This window comes from Pseudomonas sp. BAY1663 (assembly GCF_000582595.1).
GTDB lineage: Bacteria > Pseudomonadota > Gammaproteobacteria > Pseudomonadales > Pseudomonadaceae > Stutzerimonas > Stutzerimonas stutzeri_AF.
In genome coordinates, this window is sequence record NZ_AZSV01000095.1 from 1 (window position 1) to 16,262 (window position 16,262).

The window sequence follows — 16,262 nt, forward strand, 5'->3', positions numbered from 1 at the left end:
CAGGCGCACGCCTGGCGCCAGTGTTGCAGGGCATCGAGCAGGCCGTCGCGGCGCGCCAGCCAGAGCGCGCGGTGTTCGATCAGCGCCGCCAGGTCGCCGCCCCGGGCGCGAGCCTGGCGAATGGCTTCCTTGTCCTCCAGCGGCCCGGCCTGCTCTTCGCGCAGGCGCACGGCTTCGGTCAGCCAGAGGCGGTCGAGGGGGCTGGCTAATTCGGCAACGGGCGATGAAGTAGCGGACACGCGGCTTCTCATGGAGGGGCTTGGTCCAGAGAATAGCGTCGCACGCCGGAAGAGTGAAATCGGTCAAGCCGTCAGGCTGAAGCGTTCTGTAGGATGCGTCGCCGCTCAACGATCGGCTCGCGGTTCGCCGCATCACCAGCCAGGGATAGGCCGGTTCGCCAAGCAACGCTGGCACGCCTTCCTGCACTTGAAAAAGGACTTTGCCATGAAAGATATCTTCTTCTTCGACGCTATGCTGACGCCCAAGATCATCACCCTCCTGTACTGGGTGGGACTGCTGGCTGTCATCGTTTGCGGTATCGCCGCCATGTTCGGTGTTTTTGGCGGAGGCTTCTGGTTCGGCCTTGCCATCCTGGTAGGCGGATTGGTTGGCACGCGGCTGTGGTGTGAACTGCTGATCGTGATGTTCAAGATCAACGAGAACCTGAAGAAGATCGCCATCCGCCAGTGATTGTTGGGGCGGCGTCCCTGCCGCCCCTTTCTTTGGCATCCTTACTCCCTTCGCTCAACCTCAGCGCGAACCTTTACCGCGATATCCGGCTGGTCGATGAACAGGCCGTCGATGCCGGCGTCGAGAAAGGCGCGAATTTCCGTTTCGATCTCGCCGCGTGCGGTCGGCTGGTCGCTGCTGCGCAGGCCGGTCGGGAGGAAGGCGTTCTCGGCTCGGAAGGTATAGGGGTGCACCTTGAGTCCGGCGGCGTGGGCGTCGGCGACGAAGCGGGTCGGCGCGCCCAGGTTGCCGTTGGCGTCGCGCGGGATGAGATAGCCCTTGTCCGGGCCGACGCCGGCCGCGTAGCGGGCGATCGCCTTCAATCCGGCCGGGGTCGCCATCCGTGCGTAGGTCAGTTCGCTGCCGCGCACCTGCTGGTCGTAGGGTTGGCCGGAGCCGAACAGCTGGACCAGGCGCAACTGGGTCAGGCGGCTCAGGGTCTTGAGGTTGTCCACCTCGAAGGACTGGATGTACACCGGTGCCTGCCGGCCGACGTAGCCGTTGCGGGTGAGGATGCGCACCAGCGGCTTTTCCATCGCCAGGCCGAGCTGGCGGAAGTGGGTCGGATGCTTGGTTTCCGGGTACAGGCCGATGCGCCGGCCCTGGCTGAGCTGCAGGGTTTTCACCAGGTCGATGATCTGCTGCAGGGTCGGGATTTCCAGGCTGCCGTCCATGCGGGCGTTGCCCGGGCGGATTTCCGGGATGCGCTCGATGGCGCGTAGGGTCTTCAGCTCGGCGAGGGTGAAGTCCTCGCTGAACCAGCCGGTGAGGGTGACGCCGTCGACCTGCTGGGTGCGCTTGCGGTCGGCGAACTCGGGGTGGCGGGAGACGTCGGTGGTCAGCCCCAGTTCGTTGTCGTGGCGGGCGACGATCTGCCGTCGCGGGTCATCACCAGATCCGGCTCGATGTAGTCGGCGCCCTGGAACACCGCCAGGGCGTAGGCCGCCAGGGTGTGCTCCGGCACGTAGCCGCTGGCGCCGCGGTGGGCAATCACCAGCGGGGCCGGTTCGGCGTGACGCTGCGCCGTGCTGTCGGCCGGGGCGGCGAAGCCGGCGAGCGGCAGCAGCAGGCTGCAGGCGGCGAGCCAGTGGCGAAGGGAAGCGGTGGTGGTGCGGGCCATGTCGGCATCTCCTCGGATTGGAAATCATAGCCTGGGCCCATTGCATGACCGGGCTCTGACGCCGCGCTGTCGCCGACGTTTCCAGGCGCTGCAGCCGACGAACGGCTGGCGCTGCAGGACGACGCGGCGCTCTGTTATGCTCGCCGCCATGAACCAGACCCGCCTCCCCCTCGCCATGATCGCCGCGCTCGCGGACAACCGCGTGATCGGCCTCGACAACCGCATGCCCTGGCACCTGCCGGCCGACCTCCGGCACTTCAAGGCCATGACCCTCGGCAAGCCGATCATCATGGGTCGCAAGACCTGGGACTCGCTCGGCCGCCCGCTGCCGGGCCGGCTCAACCTGGTGGTCAGCCGCCAGCCGGAGCTGCAGCTCGATGGCGCGGAAGCCTTCACCGGGCTGGACGCGGCGCTGCTGCGCGCCGAGCAGTGGGCGCGCGAGCAGGGCGCCGGCGAGCTGATGCTGATCGGCGGTGCGCAGTTGTACGCGCAGGCGCTGGCGCGGGCGCAGCGGCTGTATCTGACCCGCATCGAGGCCCGCCCCGAGGGCGACGCCTTCTTCCCGGCGTTCGACGAAGCCGAATGGCAATGCGTCGACAGCCAGGCGCAGCCGGCCGAGGGCGAGGCGCCGGCCTATCGTTTCGAAACCTGGGAACGGCGCTGAGCGGCATCGCCGCCACTTGATCGTCGCCAATGCCGCTGCGGGCGGCAGGTTCTACCCTGGCGCGCCGTCGCCGTAACGAGACCACCTTCGATGCAGCCAACCGAATCCGAAGCCGCGGAAGCCGAGCGCGTCGCCGCGATATTCGTCCGTCATCCGCTCTGGGAGGACGCCCTGGCGTTGCTCACCGGCACCGCGCTGGTCGCCCTCGGCATCGCCTTCTACAGCCATGCCGGGCTGTTGACCGGCGGCACCGTGGGCCTGGCCTTCCTGCTCAAGTACCTGGCCGGCTGGTCGTTCGGCCCGGCCTTCTTCCTGCTCAACCTGCCGTTCTACGCGCTGGCGATCTGGCGCATGGGCTGGACCTTCACCCTGCGCACCGTCTGCGCGGTGGGGCTGGTCTCGCTGTTCGCCGAGCTGACCCCGCAATGGGTGCGCTTCACCGAGCTCAACCTGGTCTATGCGGCGGTCTTCGGTGGCTTCGTCATCGGCATTGGCCTGCTGATCCTGTTTCGCCACCGTGCCAGCCTCGGCGGGGTGAACATCCTCGCGCTGTTCCTGCAGGAGCGTTTCGGCCTGCGCGCCGGCACCGTGCAGATGGGCATCGATGCGTCGATCGTGCTGGCGGCGGTATTCATCGTGCCGGCGGACAAGGTTGTCCTGTCCGTACTCGGCGCGGTGGCGCTGAACCTGGTGCTGGCGATCAACCACCGCGCCGGGCGCTACATGGGCGTCAGCTGAGCGTCATCAGTTCGACTTGCGCTTGGCCCTCTTCCAGCTCCAGCAAGGCCAGGCCGATGGGCAGGCTGAAACGCCGCGGTCCGGCGCTGCCGGGGTTGACGTAGAGCACGCCGTCGCGTCGTTCGACCTTCGGCCGATGCGAGTGGCCGGCGATCACCACGTCGATGCCGGCGGCGAGCGGGTCGATGTCCAGCTGCTTGAGGTCGTGCAGCACGTGCAGGGTGAGGCCGCCGATGCGCAGGTCCAGCCGTTCGGGCAGCGCGAGCGCCCAGTCGCCGCTATCGATATTGCCGCGGATGGCTTGCAGCGGGGCGATCGCCCGCAGGCCGTCGAGCACCGCCGGTTTGCCGATGTCGCCGGCATGGATGATCTGCTGGCACCCCTGCAGGGCCGCCAGCGCCTCGGGGCGGAGCAGGCCGTGGGTGTCGGAGATCAGGCCGATGCGCATGCCGGGTTTTCCTCGAAAAGCTGCCGGATAGGCCATTGGACCCTTGGCCCGCCGCCCTGGTTGCGGCAGGCTTGGCCGGAACGGCTGAGGAGCAAGGCATGGAGCGGGTGGACTGTGTAGTGGTGGGCGCCGGGGTGGTCGGGCTGGCGGTGGCCCGCGCATTGGCGCTGGGCGGGCGCGAGGTGTTGCTGCTGGAGGCCGAGGCGGCCATCGGCACGGCCACCAGCGCGCGCAACAGCGAGGTCATCCATGCCGGCATCTACTACCCGCAGGGCTCGCTCAAGGGGCGCTTGTGCGTGGCCGGACGCCAGGCGCTGTACGCCTTCTGCGACAGCCACGGCGTGCCCTACCGGCGCTGCGGCAAGCTGATCGTCGCCAGCGATGACGCCCAGCTCGCCGCGCTGGCGCAATTGCAGCAGCATGCGCGGGCCAATGGCGTCGACGACCTGCAGCGGCTCACCGGCGCCGAGCTGCTGGCGCTGGAGCCGCAGTTGCGGGCCGTGGCCGGGTTGCGCTCGCCGAGCACCGGGATCGTCGACAGTCACGCGCTGATGCTGGCGCTGCTCGGCGCTGCCGAGAGCCAGGGCGCGCTGCTGGCGCTCAATGCGCCGGTGGCAGGCATCGCGCTGACGGATGCGGGATTGCGCGTCCGGGTCGGTGGCGCCGAGCCGCTGCAGTTGCTGGCGCGAACCCTGGTCAACTGCGCCGGGCATGGCGCGCCGCTGCTGGCGGCCCGTACCGCCGGCCTGCCCGCCGCAGGCGGCCGCGGCAGTTCTTCGCCAAGGGCAGCTACTTCAGCCTCGCCGGACGCACGCCGTTCACTCACCTGGTCTATCCGCTGCCGGAGCCGGGCGGGCTGGGTGTGCACCTGACCCTGGATCTCGCCGGCCAGGCGCGCTTCGGCCCGGACGTGGAGTGGGTCGACGGCCTCGATTACCAGGTCGAGCCGCAACGCGCCGAGGGCTTCTACGCGGCGATCCGCCGCTACTGGCCGGGCCTGCCGGACGGTGCGCTGCAGCCGGCCTACAGCGGCATCCGCCCGAAGATCAGCGGGCCGGGCGAGCCGGCGGCGGACTTTCGCATCGACGGCCCGGCGCAGCACGGCGTCCCCGGATTGGTGAACCTGTTCGGCATCGAGTCGCCGGGGCTGACCGCCTGCCTGGCGATCGCCGATGAGGTGTGCCGGCGCCTCGAAGGCGCCGGCTGACCCAGCCGTTCAGAGCGGCGCGGGCCGGGACGTGGGCGTTTCCGGCAGGAACCAGTTCATCACCAGCGCGCAGATGCCGCCGGTGGCCACGCCGGATTCCAGTACGTTGCGCAGTGCAGCCGGCAGGTGCGCGAGGAATTCCGGCACCTGGGAGAAGCCCAGGCCGAGGGCCAGCGACACCGAGATGATCAGCAGCGCGCGCCGGTCCAGTTGCACCCCCGCGAGGATGTTGATCCCGGCCGCGGCCACGGCGCCGAACATCACCAGGGCGGCGCCGCCGAGCACCGGCTCGGGCACCGCCTGCAGTGCGCCGGCGACAGCCGGGAACAGGCCGAGCACGATCAGCAGCACCGCGACCCACATGCCGACGTAGCGGCTGGCGATGCCGGTCAGCTGGATGATGCCGTTGTTCTGCGCGAACACCGAGCTGGGAAAGGTGTTGAAGATTCCGGCCAGCAGCGAGTTGGCACCGTTGACCAGCACACCGCCCTTGATGCGTTGCATCCACAGCGGGCCCTCGACCGGCTGGCGGGAGATCTTGCTGGTGGCGGTGACGTCGCCGATGGCTTCCAGCGAGGTGACCAGATAGATCACCACCATGGGAATGAACAGGCTCCAGGAGAAGCCCAGGCCGAAGTGCAGCGGCATCGGCACCTGGAACAGCTCGGCTTCGCGCATGCCGGTGAAGTCCAGGCGGCCCAGCCAGGCCGCCAGCGCATAGCCGGTGGCCAGGGCGATGATGATCGCGCAGCTGCGCAGCCAGGCCAGCGGCAGGCGGTTGAGCACGATGATGGCGCCCAGCACCACGCACGACAGCAGCAGGTTCTCGCCGTTGGCGAAGGTGCCGTTGCCCATCGCGGCATAGCCACCGCCCATGCTGATCAGGCCGACCTTGATCAGCGTCAGGCCGATCATCAGCACGACGATGCCGGTGACCAGCGGGGTGATCAGGCGTTTGACGAACGGCAGGATGCGCGACACACCCATCTCGATGAAGGAGCCGGCGATGACCACGCCGAAGATCGCCGCCATCACCGCCTCGACCGGCGTGCCCTGCTTGACCATCAGCACGCCACCGGCGATCAGCGGGCCGACGAAGTTGAAGCTGGTGCCCTGGACGATCAGCAACCCGGCGCCGAGCGGGCCGAAACGCTTGCACTGGACGAAGGTGGCGATGCCGGAGATCACCAGCGACATCGAGACGATGACGTTGGTGTCGCGGGGCGAAACGCCGATGGCCTGGCAGATCAGCAGGCCAGGGGTGACGATGGGCACGATGATCGCCAGCAGGTGCTGGAGGGCGGCGAGGAAGGCCAGCCAGGGGCGCGGGCGGTCGTCGAGCCCGTAGAGCAGATCATGCGGGGCGTCGAAGGCGGGGCGATTTTCCAGAGCGCTCATGATGGTGTCCAAAAGGGCGCGATATTACGGCCCCGAACGCCATCGGAACAGTGCGAATCGATGCGCCGCCAGCGGCCGGACGCCGCACGCGGGCTGGCGATAAAGAAGCCCGGCGTCGGGCCGCGATGCTGCGCATTGTCAGTCGAGCATATTTAGCCCCCCTCTCCCGCTGTGGGAGAGGGGAAACGCATTGCCTGACGTTTATGTGTACAACATGGCGGCATCAGGCCCGGGCTTTTGCCGCGGGCATCAGCCGTCCAGCAACGCCTTGTTGCGTACCGCGCCCTTGTCGGCGCTGGTGGCGAGCAGGGCGTAGGCCTTGAGGGCGGTGCTCACCTTGCGCGCGCGCGGGGCGGCGGGTTTCCAGCCCAGCTTGTCCTGTGCGATGCGCCGGTGCGCCAGCTCTTCATCCGAACCAGCAGGTTGATGCTGCGGTTGGGGATGTCGATCAGCACCTTGTCGCCGTCCTGCACCAGGCCGATAGCGCCGCCGGCGGCGGCTTCCGGCGAGGCGTGGCCGATGGACAGGCCGCTGGTGCCGCCGGAGAAGCGGCCGTCGGTGAGCAGGGCGCACTGCTTGCCCAGGCCCTTGGACTTGAGGTACGAGGTCGGGTAGAGCATTTCCTGCATGCCCGGGCCGCCCTTGGGGCCTTCGTAGCGGATGATGACGATGTCGCCGGCCTTCACCTCGTCGCCGAGGATGCCCTTCACGGCGCTGTCCTGGCTTTCGTAGATCTTTGCGTTGCCTTCGAAGACCAGGATGGATTCGTCGACACCAGCGGTCTTCACCACGCAGCCGTCGAGGGCGATGTTGCCGTAGAGCACGGCCAGGCCGCCTTCCTGCGAGTAGGCGTGCTCGACGCTGCGGATGCAGCCTTCGGCGCGGTCCAGGTCCAGGCTCGGCCAGCGGGTTGCCTGGCTGAATGCGGTCTGGCTGGGGATGCCGGCCGGACCGGCCTTGAAGAAGGTGTGCACGGCTTCGTCGTCGGTCTGGGTGATATCCCACTGGGCGATGGCCTCGGCCATGCTCGGGCTGTGCACGGTGGCGACGTCGGTGTGCAGCAGGCCGCCTCTAGCCAGTTCGCCGAGGATGCTGAAGATGCCGCCCGCTCTATGCACGTCTTCCATATGGTACTTCTGGATGTTCGGCGCCACCTTGCACAGCTGCGGCACCTTGCGCGACAGCGCGTCGATGGCGCGCAGGTCGAAGTCGACCTCGGCCTCCTGAGCGGCGGCCAGCAGGTGCAGGATGGTGTTGGTCGAGCCGCCCATGGCGATGTCCAGGGTCATGGCGTTCTCGAATGCCTTGCGGCTGGCGATGTTGCGTGGCAGCACCGACTCGTCGTCTTCGCCGTAGTAGCGCTGGCACAGCTCGACGGCCAGGCGCCCGGCGCGCAGGAACAGCTGCTCGCGGTCGGCATGGGTGGCCAGGGTCGAGCCGTTGCCCGGCAGCGCCAGGCCGAGGGCCTCGGCCAGGCAGTTCATCGAGTTGGCGGTGAACATGCCGGAGCAGCTGCCGCAGGTCGGGCAGGCGCTGCGCTCGTATTCGGCGACCTTCTCGTCGGAGCAGGAGTCGTCGGCGGCCACCACCATGGCGTCGACCAGGTCCAGGCCGTGGCTGGCCAGCCTGGTCTTGCCGGCTTCCATCGGCCCGCCGGAGACGAACACCACCGGGATGTTCAGGCGCAGCGCGGCCATCAGCATGCCGGGGGTGATCTTGTCGCAGTTGGAAATGCAGACGATGGCGTCGGCGCAGTGCGCGTTGACCATGTATTCCACCGAGTCGGCGATGATCTCGCGCGAAGGCAGCGAATAGAGCATGCCGTCGTGGCCCATGGCGATGCCGTCGTCCACCGCGATGGTGTTGAATTCCTTGGCCACGCCGCCGGCCTTCTCGATCTCGCGGGCGACCAGCTGGCCGAGGTCCTTCAGGTGCACGTGGCCGGGCACGAACTGGGTGAAGGAGTTGGCGATGGCGATGATCGGCTTCTTGAAGTCTTCGTCCTTCATCCCGGTGGCGCGCCACAGGCGCGGGCGCCGGCCATGTTGCGGCCGTGGGTGGAGGTTTTCGAGCGGTAATCGGGCATGACGGGTTCCTGCGGCTAGATCAGGTGTCTGGTTATGTGCGTTGCGTGAGCGTCTGTGACCGGTGACGAACGGCAGATGGCCGAAAGTTCGGGGAAGGCACGGTGCGCAGCGGGGGTTACCGCCCGCCCGGCCGGGGCTCACAAGCCCGCCGGAGGATAGTTGGCGAGGAATGCCGCGATTCTACGCCGCTTGGTGCGATAGAGGGAGGGTTGGCTGTCCGGGCGGTCACGGGGCGCACGGGTTTTTCGTCTGCCCCGGTGCGGCAAATGCCAGTCTTGATGATGGGCGTTGCGTATCCGGCATACCAGGCTGAGGACCTCTTCACGATCTCGCGAGCTAGAGCCAGGCAAGACCTGGGGCGGCCCCGCGAAAATGCCCGAGGAAGCGGAGTTTCTGCATTGTAAATGAGCATTCCGAGGGCATTTCCAAGACCGCCTGGCCGACGCGCAGTAGATCGTGGACAGGTTCTCAGAAGTAGCGCACCACCTGCGCCCACACCCGTGGCGAGCGGTCGACGTCGCTCTGCGGGTCGTCGTTGCCGAGCTTCCAGGCCGCCACGGCGTTGATCCGCCAGCCGTGGTCGGCCCAGGTCGCGCCGACGCCGGCAGCCGACAGGCTGCGGTGGTTGTCGCCGTTGCTCCAGCTGTCCTTGTTCAGCCGCACCTGGCCGTGGTCGACGAAGGTGTTGAGCTGCCAGGCCGGCGTCAGCGCATAGCGCAGCTCGAGGTTGGCCAGCCAGCCCTGGTCGCCGCTGGCTTCGCCCTGCGGGTAGGCGCGCACGCCGTAGGCGCCGCCGAGGCTGAGTTTTTCCGAACTGTCCAGGTTGGCGTCGCTCCACTGGCCCTGCACCTGGGCGTACAGGCTGAAGCGGTCGCTCAGGCGCTGCAGGCGCACCAGGCTCGGGTTGAGCTTGTGGAAGCGCCCGCGGGTGCCGGCGCTGAGGTCGTCGATCAGTTGTTCCAGCTCGCCGTCGATGTTCAGGCTGCCCTGGCTCCAGGCCAGGGCGAAGCTGCTGAGGCCGCCGCCCAGCAGGCTGTCGCGCGCGTTGCCGTTGAGCGCGGCGGTGACCACGCGCGAGCGCTTGTCGCTCTTGGACGCGAACAGGTCGATGTCGTCCTTCAGGCGCTTGTCGTCGAACTGCAACTGGGCGAACAGCGAGAAGTCGCGCGAACGGATCAAGGGCTGGATCGCATAGACACTGGCGATGCGCGCGTTGCCGTGGGCATCCAGGTCGCCGAAGTCCTTGGCCAGTTGGTAGTCCATGTCCGAGTAGGCCACGCCCACCTGGGTGGCCCAGGGGCCGATGGGCAACTGGTAGGCGGCGCGGTAGTAGTGCTGATCCTCGTCCGAACCCATGGCGCGCAGGGACAGCCGGTCGCCCAGGCCCAGGGGGCTGTTGAGGTTCAACGTGCCGCCGAGGCGGTATTCGCCGGTGAAGCGGTTGCCGTAGTTGTCGGCATCCACCGAGCCGGAGACCAGCGGGCCGGGCTGCACGTCCACCAGCAGGTCGGTGGCGCCGACCGAGGCGCCGGGCTTGAGGGTGGATTTCACTTCCACGCCGGGGGTGTCCTGCAGGAGCAGCAGGCTGCGCTCCAGCGGCGCGGAGCGCACCGCGTCGCCGGCTTGCAAGGCGCCCAGCGGGGCCAGGGCCGCGCCCTTGAGGCGCGACTGGTTGTCCAGCCGCACCTCGCCGTAACGGCCTTCGAGCACGGCGATGCGCACGATGCCGCCGTCGATCTCCTGGGCCGGCAGGTAGGCGCGGGCCAGGGGATAGCCGCGCTCGCGGTACAGCAGGGTGATGCGGTTGGCGCCGGCCTGCAGTTCGCCGAGGGAAACCGTGCGGCCTTGCAGGTCGGCGAGCAGGGGCAGCAGTTCGTCGCTGGCGATGACACTGTTGCCTTGCAGGGTAAAGCCATTGACTTGCAGGCTGGGCCCGCCGGCCTTGACTTCGCTGGACGGAGCGTCGGGCAGGTTCAGTTCCAGGGTCTGCCGGGGCGGCAATTGCAGCGGGGTCTGTTCGATATCGCGGATCGATTGGCCCGCATCCGGGGCGACTTGCGCCTGGGCGACCGTTATCGAGGTGGAGAGCAGGGTTGCGGACAACAGGCTGGGGGCCACACGCATGGTCAGATTCCTTCCGGTAGTTGAATGCCGCTGGCGACGACCTGGTAGGGCAGCGGGGTGTCGGTGGGCTCGGCGCGGCGCAAGTCTTCGCTGCGCGCGAAGGTCAGCGAGGCGAGGATGTCGCCATAGGCTGGCGGTGCGCTGGGCGGTGGCAGGGTCGGCTCGACAACGGGCTGTCCGCTGATGACGAGCGTGCCGTCGACGTAGCTGATGGCATAGTTGCCGGCGCTCAGGCCGCTGGCCGTGAGACTGTAGCGGCCGGCATTCACGGCACCCTGGGCGCTGCCACCGTAGACCAGCGTGCCGTCGAGCACGGACGCGTCCTCGCCATTGACGAAGCCGCTGTAGCTCACCCCGTTGCCTCTGCTCCAGGCCAGGCCGTCGTAGGTCTTGCTGGCGTCGTTGGCGGTGATGGTCAAGCCGGCCTTGCCGACGGTCAGCGTGCCATCGACATAGGTGATGTCGTAGTTCGACAGGCCCGTGCCGTCGGCGTTGTCCGCGCTGATCGTGTAGCTGCCCACCGTTGCGGTCGCCGCGCTGCCGCTGCTGGACAGGTCGACGCTGCTCACGCTGTCGCCGTTGACCAGGCCATTGGCGGTGTAGGACAGGTTCGCGGTCTGCCCGTAGGTCTTGCTGGCGTCGTTGGCGGTGATGGTCAGCCCGGCCTTGCCGACGGTCAGCGTGCCATCGACATAGGTGATGTCGTAGTTCGACAGGCCCGAGCCGTCGGCGTTGGCCGCGCTGATCGTGTAGCTGCCCACCGTTGCGGTCGCCGCGCTGCCGCTGCTGGACAGATCGACGCGGCTCACGCTGTCGCCGTTGACCAGGCCGTCGATATCGTAGCCGGACAGATTCGCGGTCTGACCGTAGGTCTTGCTGTCGTTGTTGGCGGTGATGGTCAGCGCCGCCGGGTCGATGGTCAGCGCGGTGGCGTTGCTCGAATCCTGTACGAACACGTAGTTGTCCGCGCTCAGCCCGCCGCCGTCGATGGCGTAGCTGCCGACATTGCTCTGGCCGGTTGCGATGGTACCGAAGGCCAGGTTGCCGGTGGTGGCGCTGGCCTGGGTCTCGCCGTTGACGAAGCCGGTCACCGTGCCGGTCAGGCCGGTGGGGAGCTGGCCATAGGTGCTGCTGGCGGCGTTGGCCACGTAGGTCAGCGTGGCCTTGTTGATGACGTAGCTGGCCGTGCCGGCATAGCTGATGTCATAGCCCTGCTGGCCGGAATGCAGGCCGCCCAGGGTCAAGGTGCCATCGGCCAGGGTGTAGTCGTCGGCATTGGCGCCAGTGGTGGCGTAGTCCAGCGTGCCGTCGATCAACCCTGTGTCGGCGCTGCTGCCATCCGCCAGCGACGCGGCGTAGCTACCCAAGCTGCCGCTGGCGGCGCTACCGTCGTAGGTCTTGCTGCCTAGGCTGCCGTCCACAGTCACGGTCGCCGCGGTCAGGAAGCTGCGCAGCAGCGGTGTGGTGCTGCTTTCGTAGATGCGCCAGGTCAGGCCGGTGCCGCCTTCGTCGTCGATGCTCCAGCCGGCGTCGGCGAAGGTGGACAGGTTGATCAGCTCGGCATGGGTCTTGGGCGTACCGGCACGCGCGATGTCGTCCTCGCTCAGGCCGGCGGTGATGTCGGCACCGTTGGCGTCGGTGGTGGCATAGAAGCTGGTCTCCACCGTGCCGCCGTTCCAGCCCACCAGACCGCCGACGATGCCGTCACCACTGGCCGTGCCAAGGGCATAGCTGTCCTGCACCCTGCCATCGTTGTTGTAGCCCACCAGGCTGCCGATGTCGCCGCGCCCGCTGACATCGCCGCTGGCGTAGCTGTTGGCCACCGTGCCCCGGTTCTCACCCACCAGACCACCGATCTCGCCATCGACATCGGTGCCACCGGCCACTACGCCGGCGGCGTAGCTGGCACTGATGCTGCCGCTGTTCAGTCCCACCAGTCCGCCGATACGGCCTTCGCCATCGACTGTGCCGGTGGCGTAGCTGTTCTCGATGCTGCCCAGGTTCTGGCCGACCAGGCCGCCCGCATAGCCACCGTCGCTGGTGACGGTGGTGGTGGCGTAGGCGTTGTGGATCACCCCGGTGCTTTCGTTGAGGCCGACCAGGCCGCCGGTCGAGGAACTACCGTAGACGCCGCCGGAATAGACGTGATCGATGCCCAGTACCTGGACGTTCTCGATCAGCCCGCCATTGATGCCGGCCAGGGTACCCACGTTGCCCGTGCCGTAGACGTAGGTGCTGTAGTAGCCTGCATATTCCGGGTACTCCGCCGCGTAGGGGACGGTGGCCACCAGGCCGAGGTCACGGATCACGCTGCCGGCACCGGTGACACCGAACAAGCCGACGGCGCTGCCGTCGTAGCGGTAGATGCTCAGGCCGCGGATGCTGTAACCGTTGCCATCGAGGCTGCCGGTGAAGGGGCTGGCGGCATCGCTGATCGGATCGAACCCGCTCCAGTAAGCGTCGTCGGTGATCCGCGACCAGCCCAGGGTGCCGCTGGCATCGATGTCGTTGGCCAGAGCGAAATGCCCGGCGAGGAAGCCGTCCATGCCCTGCAGGCCGTAGACATCGATCAGTTGCCAGGGGGCGTCGGTCGTGCCTGCGCCGCCGCTGGCGCGAAGGAAGGTGCCGCCGAGCAATTGGAAGTTGCCGGCCTGGAAGCTGCTCAGCGCGCCGACTTCGTACCAGTGGCCGCCCTCGAGCTGGAAGGTGCCGACGTCGATGCCGGCCTCGGGCGTGAAGGTGGTGTCGCTGCCGCCGTTGAGTGCCAGGGCGCCATCGTCCAGGATGATGTTTTCGTCCAAGGCGAAGTCGCTGGCGGCGACATTCAAGCGCCAGCTTCTCAGGGCCTGCAGGGCGTCGGTGAAGCCGGCTGCCTCGATGAGGCTGTCGAGCTGCGAGAATGCCTCGGCATCGGCTCCGGCGTCGATGGTCAGCCAGCCGTAGTTGAGGTCGAGGTCGTCGGTGCCGCCGCTCACATGGTCGCGCAGGCGCGCGGACCAGATGGCGCTGCTATTCGGGGTGGTCTTCTCCATCATGGTCACAGCGCTGTCTTGCAGGCTGTCGGCTGACGCCAGCACGTAGTAGTAACCGTTGGCGCCAATGCCGGAACTGCCCAGCAGAGCGTCGTCGGCGTAGACGCTGATGCTGTGACTGCTGTTGGTGCTGTTGGTGCCGGAAGCGTTGGAGTAGTCGGAGATGCCGGAAAGGGTCACCGGCGTGCTGCCGGCGGCGAACTGCCAGCTCAGATAGGGGTAGCTCTGGCCGGTAACGATGTTCCAGATGGCCGGATCGAAGCCGTCGGGAAGTCCGGCCTGCAATTGCGCCGTGGTCAGGCCGCCGGAAATGCCGGTGGTGTCGCTGTTCCAGTAGCCATTGGTGACGGTGCCAGCATAGCCGACCAGTGCCGAGAGGCCGCCGCCGCCCTGCCAGTTGCGCGTCACCCGGCCTGCGGCATAGACGTTAGTGGCCGTGCCGCCGACGTTGTAGCCGATCAGCCACCGACGTCCCATTGGCCGTGGACATTGCCCAGGGCATAGCTATCGGTGACGGTGCCGTTGCCGTTGTGACCGACCAGCCCGCCAACGTAGTAGTCGCCGGTGACGCCGCCGCTGGCGTAGGACTGGCTGATGCTGCCGGCGTTCTGTCCGATCAGTCCGCCGGCCCAACCCAATCCTTCCGAGGCGGTGGCATTGACCCAGCCAGTGGCGTAGGCGCGCAGGATGCTGCCGCCGCCGACGTTGGCGCCGACCAGCCCGCCGGTGACGTGGGCGCCGGTCACATCGACGGTGGCGTAGGCGTCCACGATGCTGCCGCCATCGTTGTAACCGACCAGCCCGCCGACGTAGCTGTTGCCGGTCACGCTGCCGCCTTGCAGCCCAACGTCGCGCAGGGTACTGCCGCTGCCGGTGTAGCCGAACAGGCCGACGTAGTCGCTGCCGGAGGCGCTGATGGTCAGGTTTCCGATGGCGTGTCCCAGCCCGGCGAAGGTGCCGGTGAAGGCATTGGCCGCGTCGATGCCCACCAGCGCGCTGGTGTAGGGGCTATCGCTGGCATCTAGATCCTGCGCCAGGGCGTAGTGACCGGAGAGACCGGTGCTGTCGATGGCGTCCAGTTGCTCCATCGAGTGGATCAGGGTGTAGTCGCTGCCATTAATGCTCAGCGTGGCATCAGCGCCGGAGAGGGTGACGGGCGCGTTGACGTTGTAGTCGGTGCCACTGGCGGCTGTGGCGCCGGCGACGCCCTCGGTGCCGCCGTAGTTCAACGCCAGCCCGGCGCTTTCGCCGCTGGCGGTGATGGCCGCGTCGATGTCGATATTGCCCGCCGCGTTCAGGGTCAGCGTGGTATTGGCGTCCCAGCTCACCGCCGAGGCTACGGTGATGTCGCCATTCTGGCTGCCGGCCGTGCCGGTGGAGACGGTGACGTTGGCGTCGGCCAGCAGCCCTTCGAGGGTGTCCGCGCCCAAGGTGGAGTCGTCCGCCGTGGCAGTGGCGCTACCCCCTGTGCCGCTGCTGATGGTGAGGTCGTACGGGTCCAGCAGCAGGTCGCCGAAGGCGCCGTGGGCGGCGGAGAGGTCCACGGTGCCGGTGAAGCCCAGAACCGCCTTGCCGGAGACTTCCGCCTGGCCGCCATCGCCGCCCTGCGCGCCGCCTTTGGCGCTGATATGGCCCTGGTAGCTGGTGTGCTGGTCGGACCAGACGACGACCGTGCCGCCGTCGCCGTTGTGCGTGGCGTCGGCCTTGAGCGTGCTGGCCGCGTCCACCGTGGTGGCCTGCGCGCGGGTCAGGGTGCCGGTGCCCTGCCAGTCGCCGCCGACCTTGACGCTGCCGCCGCCAGTGGCGCCGGAGGCGTCCAGGGTGGCATCGGCCAGGGCGACGTTCGCTCCCGTCACCTCGATGGCACCGCCCTGGCCGGTGGTGGCGCTGGTGTCCAGGGTGCCGGCCACCTGCACGCTGCCCTCGTCGCCGCCGTTCAGCACGACCTTGCCGTTCTTCTCGCCCAGCGTCCGCGCTTCGATGATGCCGTCGTTGTTGACCACGGTCCTGAGCAGCGCGTCCGCCGCCTGGGCGGTCAGCAGCACCTGCCCGCCGTCGGCCTGGATCAGTTGGCGGTTCTCCACCAGGGCATCCTTCGTGGCCTCGTCGACCTGCACGTTGAGCAGCCCGTCGCCGGCGAAGTCCAGGGTCACGGCATTGCCCGCCGCCAGCGCCACCGTGCCGCTATTGGCGACGATCACGCCCTGGTTGCTGACCGTGCCGCCGAGCAGGGCCACGGCGCCGCCGTCACTGGCCATGAGCGTGCCCTGGTTGATGACGGAGGCGTTGGAGCCATCGCCCTTGAATCGGTAATTGCCGGCGGCGAAATCCTCGTTGCTGATGTCCAGCGTCGAGGCCACCAGGCGCCGACGTTGACCTGCGCGCCGGCGCCGAACAGTACGCCGTTGGGGTTGACCAGGAATACCCGGCCGTTGGCATCGAGCTGGCCCATGATGGTCGAGCCATCCGAACCCAATACGCGGTTCAGCGCGATGGAGTCGCTGCCCGGCTGGTTGAAGGTGACCTTGTGGCCGGCGCCGATATCGAAGCTCTGCCAGTTGATGGCGAGCTTGCCGCTGGCCTGGTCGATGACCATCTGGCTGGCTGAGGGCGTGCCGATTTGCCCGTTGCCGAGGACGACCTGCCCGCCGCTGGGCAGGTCGGCGGCCCATGCCCAGGCCGGGTTGAGCGCGGCGATGCCCAGCGCCAGGGTGC

At 68.0% G+C, this 16,262-nt stretch carries 9 protein-coding genes and 4 pseudogenes; 4 read left to right on the forward strand and 9 right to left on the reverse strand.

What is annotated here, in order from left to right; translation table 11 throughout:
• Positions 1 to 239: pseudogene (locus tag BAY1663_RS19445) on the reverse strand (DUF2868 domain-containing protein); the annotation flags it as partial.
• 205 nt (positions 240 to 444) lie between these two features.
• On the opposite strand from BAY1663_RS19445, the gene BAY1663_RS19450 reads away from it, so the two are divergent.
• Complete coding sequence (locus tag BAY1663_RS19450; RefSeq protein ID WP_037043992.1) at positions 445 to 690, forward strand: DUF4282 domain-containing protein; 246 nt, start codon at positions 445 to 447, stop codon at positions 688 to 690.
• A 41-nt stretch (positions 691 to 731) separates the two neighbouring features.
• Here the strand turns inward: BAY1663_RS19450 and BAY1663_RS19455 are convergent.
• Positions 732 to 1,849, reverse strand: a pseudogene (locus BAY1663_RS19455) (glycerophosphodiester phosphodiesterase).
• A 136-nt stretch (positions 1,850 to 1,985) separates the two neighbouring features.
• Between BAY1663_RS19455 and BAY1663_RS19460 the strand changes: the two are divergent.
• Both BAY1663_RS19460 and BAY1663_RS19465 read left to right on the forward strand, forming a co-directional pair.
• A complete protein-coding gene (locus BAY1663_RS19460; RefSeq protein WP_128576401.1) occupies positions 1,986 to 2,513 on the forward strand; it encodes a dihydrofolate reductase in 528 nt (175 codons plus the stop codon).
• Positions 2,514 to 2,603: 90 nt separating this feature from the next.
• A complete protein-coding gene (locus BAY1663_RS19465) occupies positions 2,604 to 3,251 on the forward strand; it encodes a YitT family protein (RefSeq protein WP_037043994.1) in 648 nt (215 codons plus the stop codon).
• Here BAY1663_RS19465 and BAY1663_RS19470 read toward each other — a convergent pair.
• Positions 3,244 to 3,699 carry a metallophosphoesterase family protein gene (locus tag BAY1663_RS19470; protein ID WP_037043995.1) on the reverse strand — a complete coding sequence of 152 codons (456 nt, stop codon included), beginning with the start codon at positions 3,697 to 3,699 and terminating at the stop codon, positions 3,244 to 3,246. The two genes, BAY1663_RS19465 and BAY1663_RS19470, sit on opposite strands and share 8 nt — an antisense overlap.
• 98 nt (positions 3,700 to 3,797) lie before the next feature.
• Between BAY1663_RS19470 and BAY1663_RS19475 the strand changes: the two are divergent.
• Positions 3,798 to 4,906 (forward strand): annotated as a pseudogene (locus tag BAY1663_RS19475) (NAD(P)/FAD-dependent oxidoreductase).
• Positions 4,907 to 4,915: 9 nt separating this feature from the next.
• Here the strand turns inward: BAY1663_RS19475 and BAY1663_RS19480 are convergent.
• The 6 genes and pseudogenes from BAY1663_RS19480 to BAY1663_RS25520 all read right to left on the reverse strand — a co-directional run.
• Positions 4,916 to 6,304, reverse strand: a complete 1,389-nt coding sequence (locus BAY1663_RS19480; RefSeq protein ID WP_037044001.1) for a uracil-xanthine permease family protein — start codon at positions 6,302 to 6,304, stop codon at positions 4,916 to 4,918.
• A gap of 249 nt (positions 6,305 to 6,553) precedes the next feature.
• Positions 6,554 to 8,390 (reverse strand): annotated as a pseudogene (ilvD, locus tag BAY1663_RS19485) (dihydroxy-acid dehydratase).
• 469 nt (positions 8,391 to 8,859) lie between these two features.
• Positions 8,860 to 10,515 (reverse strand): ShlB/FhaC/HecB family hemolysin secretion/activation protein, encoded by a 1,656-nt coding sequence (locus tag BAY1663_RS19490; protein ID WP_037043997.1) that lies wholly within the window; start codon positions 10,513 to 10,515, stop codon positions 8,860 to 8,862.
• Between the two features lie 2 nt (positions 10,516 to 10,517).
• Positions 10,518 to 14,024: an S-layer family protein gene (locus BAY1663_RS23100; protein ID WP_051497187.1), complete on the reverse strand. Its 3,507-nt coding sequence runs from the start codon at positions 14,022 to 14,024 to the stop codon at positions 10,518 to 10,520.
• Positions 14,006 to 15,805 carry a GLUG motif-containing protein gene (locus BAY1663_RS26085; RefSeq protein WP_128576403.1) on the reverse strand — a complete coding sequence of 600 codons (1,800 nt, stop codon included), beginning with the start codon at positions 15,803 to 15,805 and terminating at the stop codon, positions 14,006 to 14,008. The genes BAY1663_RS23100 and BAY1663_RS26085 overlap by 19 nt, the downstream gene beginning before the upstream one ends.
• The coding region (locus BAY1663_RS25520; RefSeq protein WP_128576405.1) for a filamentous hemagglutinin N-terminal domain-containing protein at positions 15,745 to 16,262 on the reverse strand (518 nt) is incomplete at its 5' end. The genes BAY1663_RS26085 and BAY1663_RS25520, both read right to left, overlap by 61 nt.

Coding starts and splice junctions, on each gene's coding strand:
- BAY1663_RS19450 (WP_037043992.1), top strand. CDS start 445: ATGAAAGATATCTTCTTCTTCGACGCTATGCTGACGCCCAAGATCATC.
- BAY1663_RS19460 (WP_128576401.1), top strand. CDS start 1,986: ATGCTCGCCGCCATGAACCAGACCCGCCTCCCCCTCGCCATGATCGCC.
- BAY1663_RS23100 (WP_051497187.1), bottom strand. CDS start 14,024: ATGGGACGTCGGTGGCTGATCGGCTACAACGTCGGCGGCACGGCCACT.
- BAY1663_RS19470 (WP_037043995.1), bottom strand. CDS start 3,699: ATGCGCATCGGCCTGATCTCCGACACCCACGGCCTGCTCCGCCCCGAG.
- BAY1663_RS19480 (WP_037044001.1), bottom strand. CDS start 6,304: ATGAGCGCTCTGGAAAATCGCCCCGCCTTCGACGCCCCGCATGATCTG.
- BAY1663_RS19490 (WP_037043997.1), bottom strand. CDS start 10,515: ATGCGTGTGGCCCCCAGCCTGTTGTCCGCAACCCTGCTCTCCACCTCG.
- BAY1663_RS19465 (WP_037043994.1), top strand. CDS start 2,604: ATGCAGCCAACCGAATCCGAAGCCGCGGAAGCCGAGCGCGTCGCCGCG.
- BAY1663_RS26085 (WP_128576403.1), bottom strand. CDS start 15,805: ATGGCCAGTGACGGCGGCGCCGTGGCCCTGCTCGGCGGCACGGTCAGC.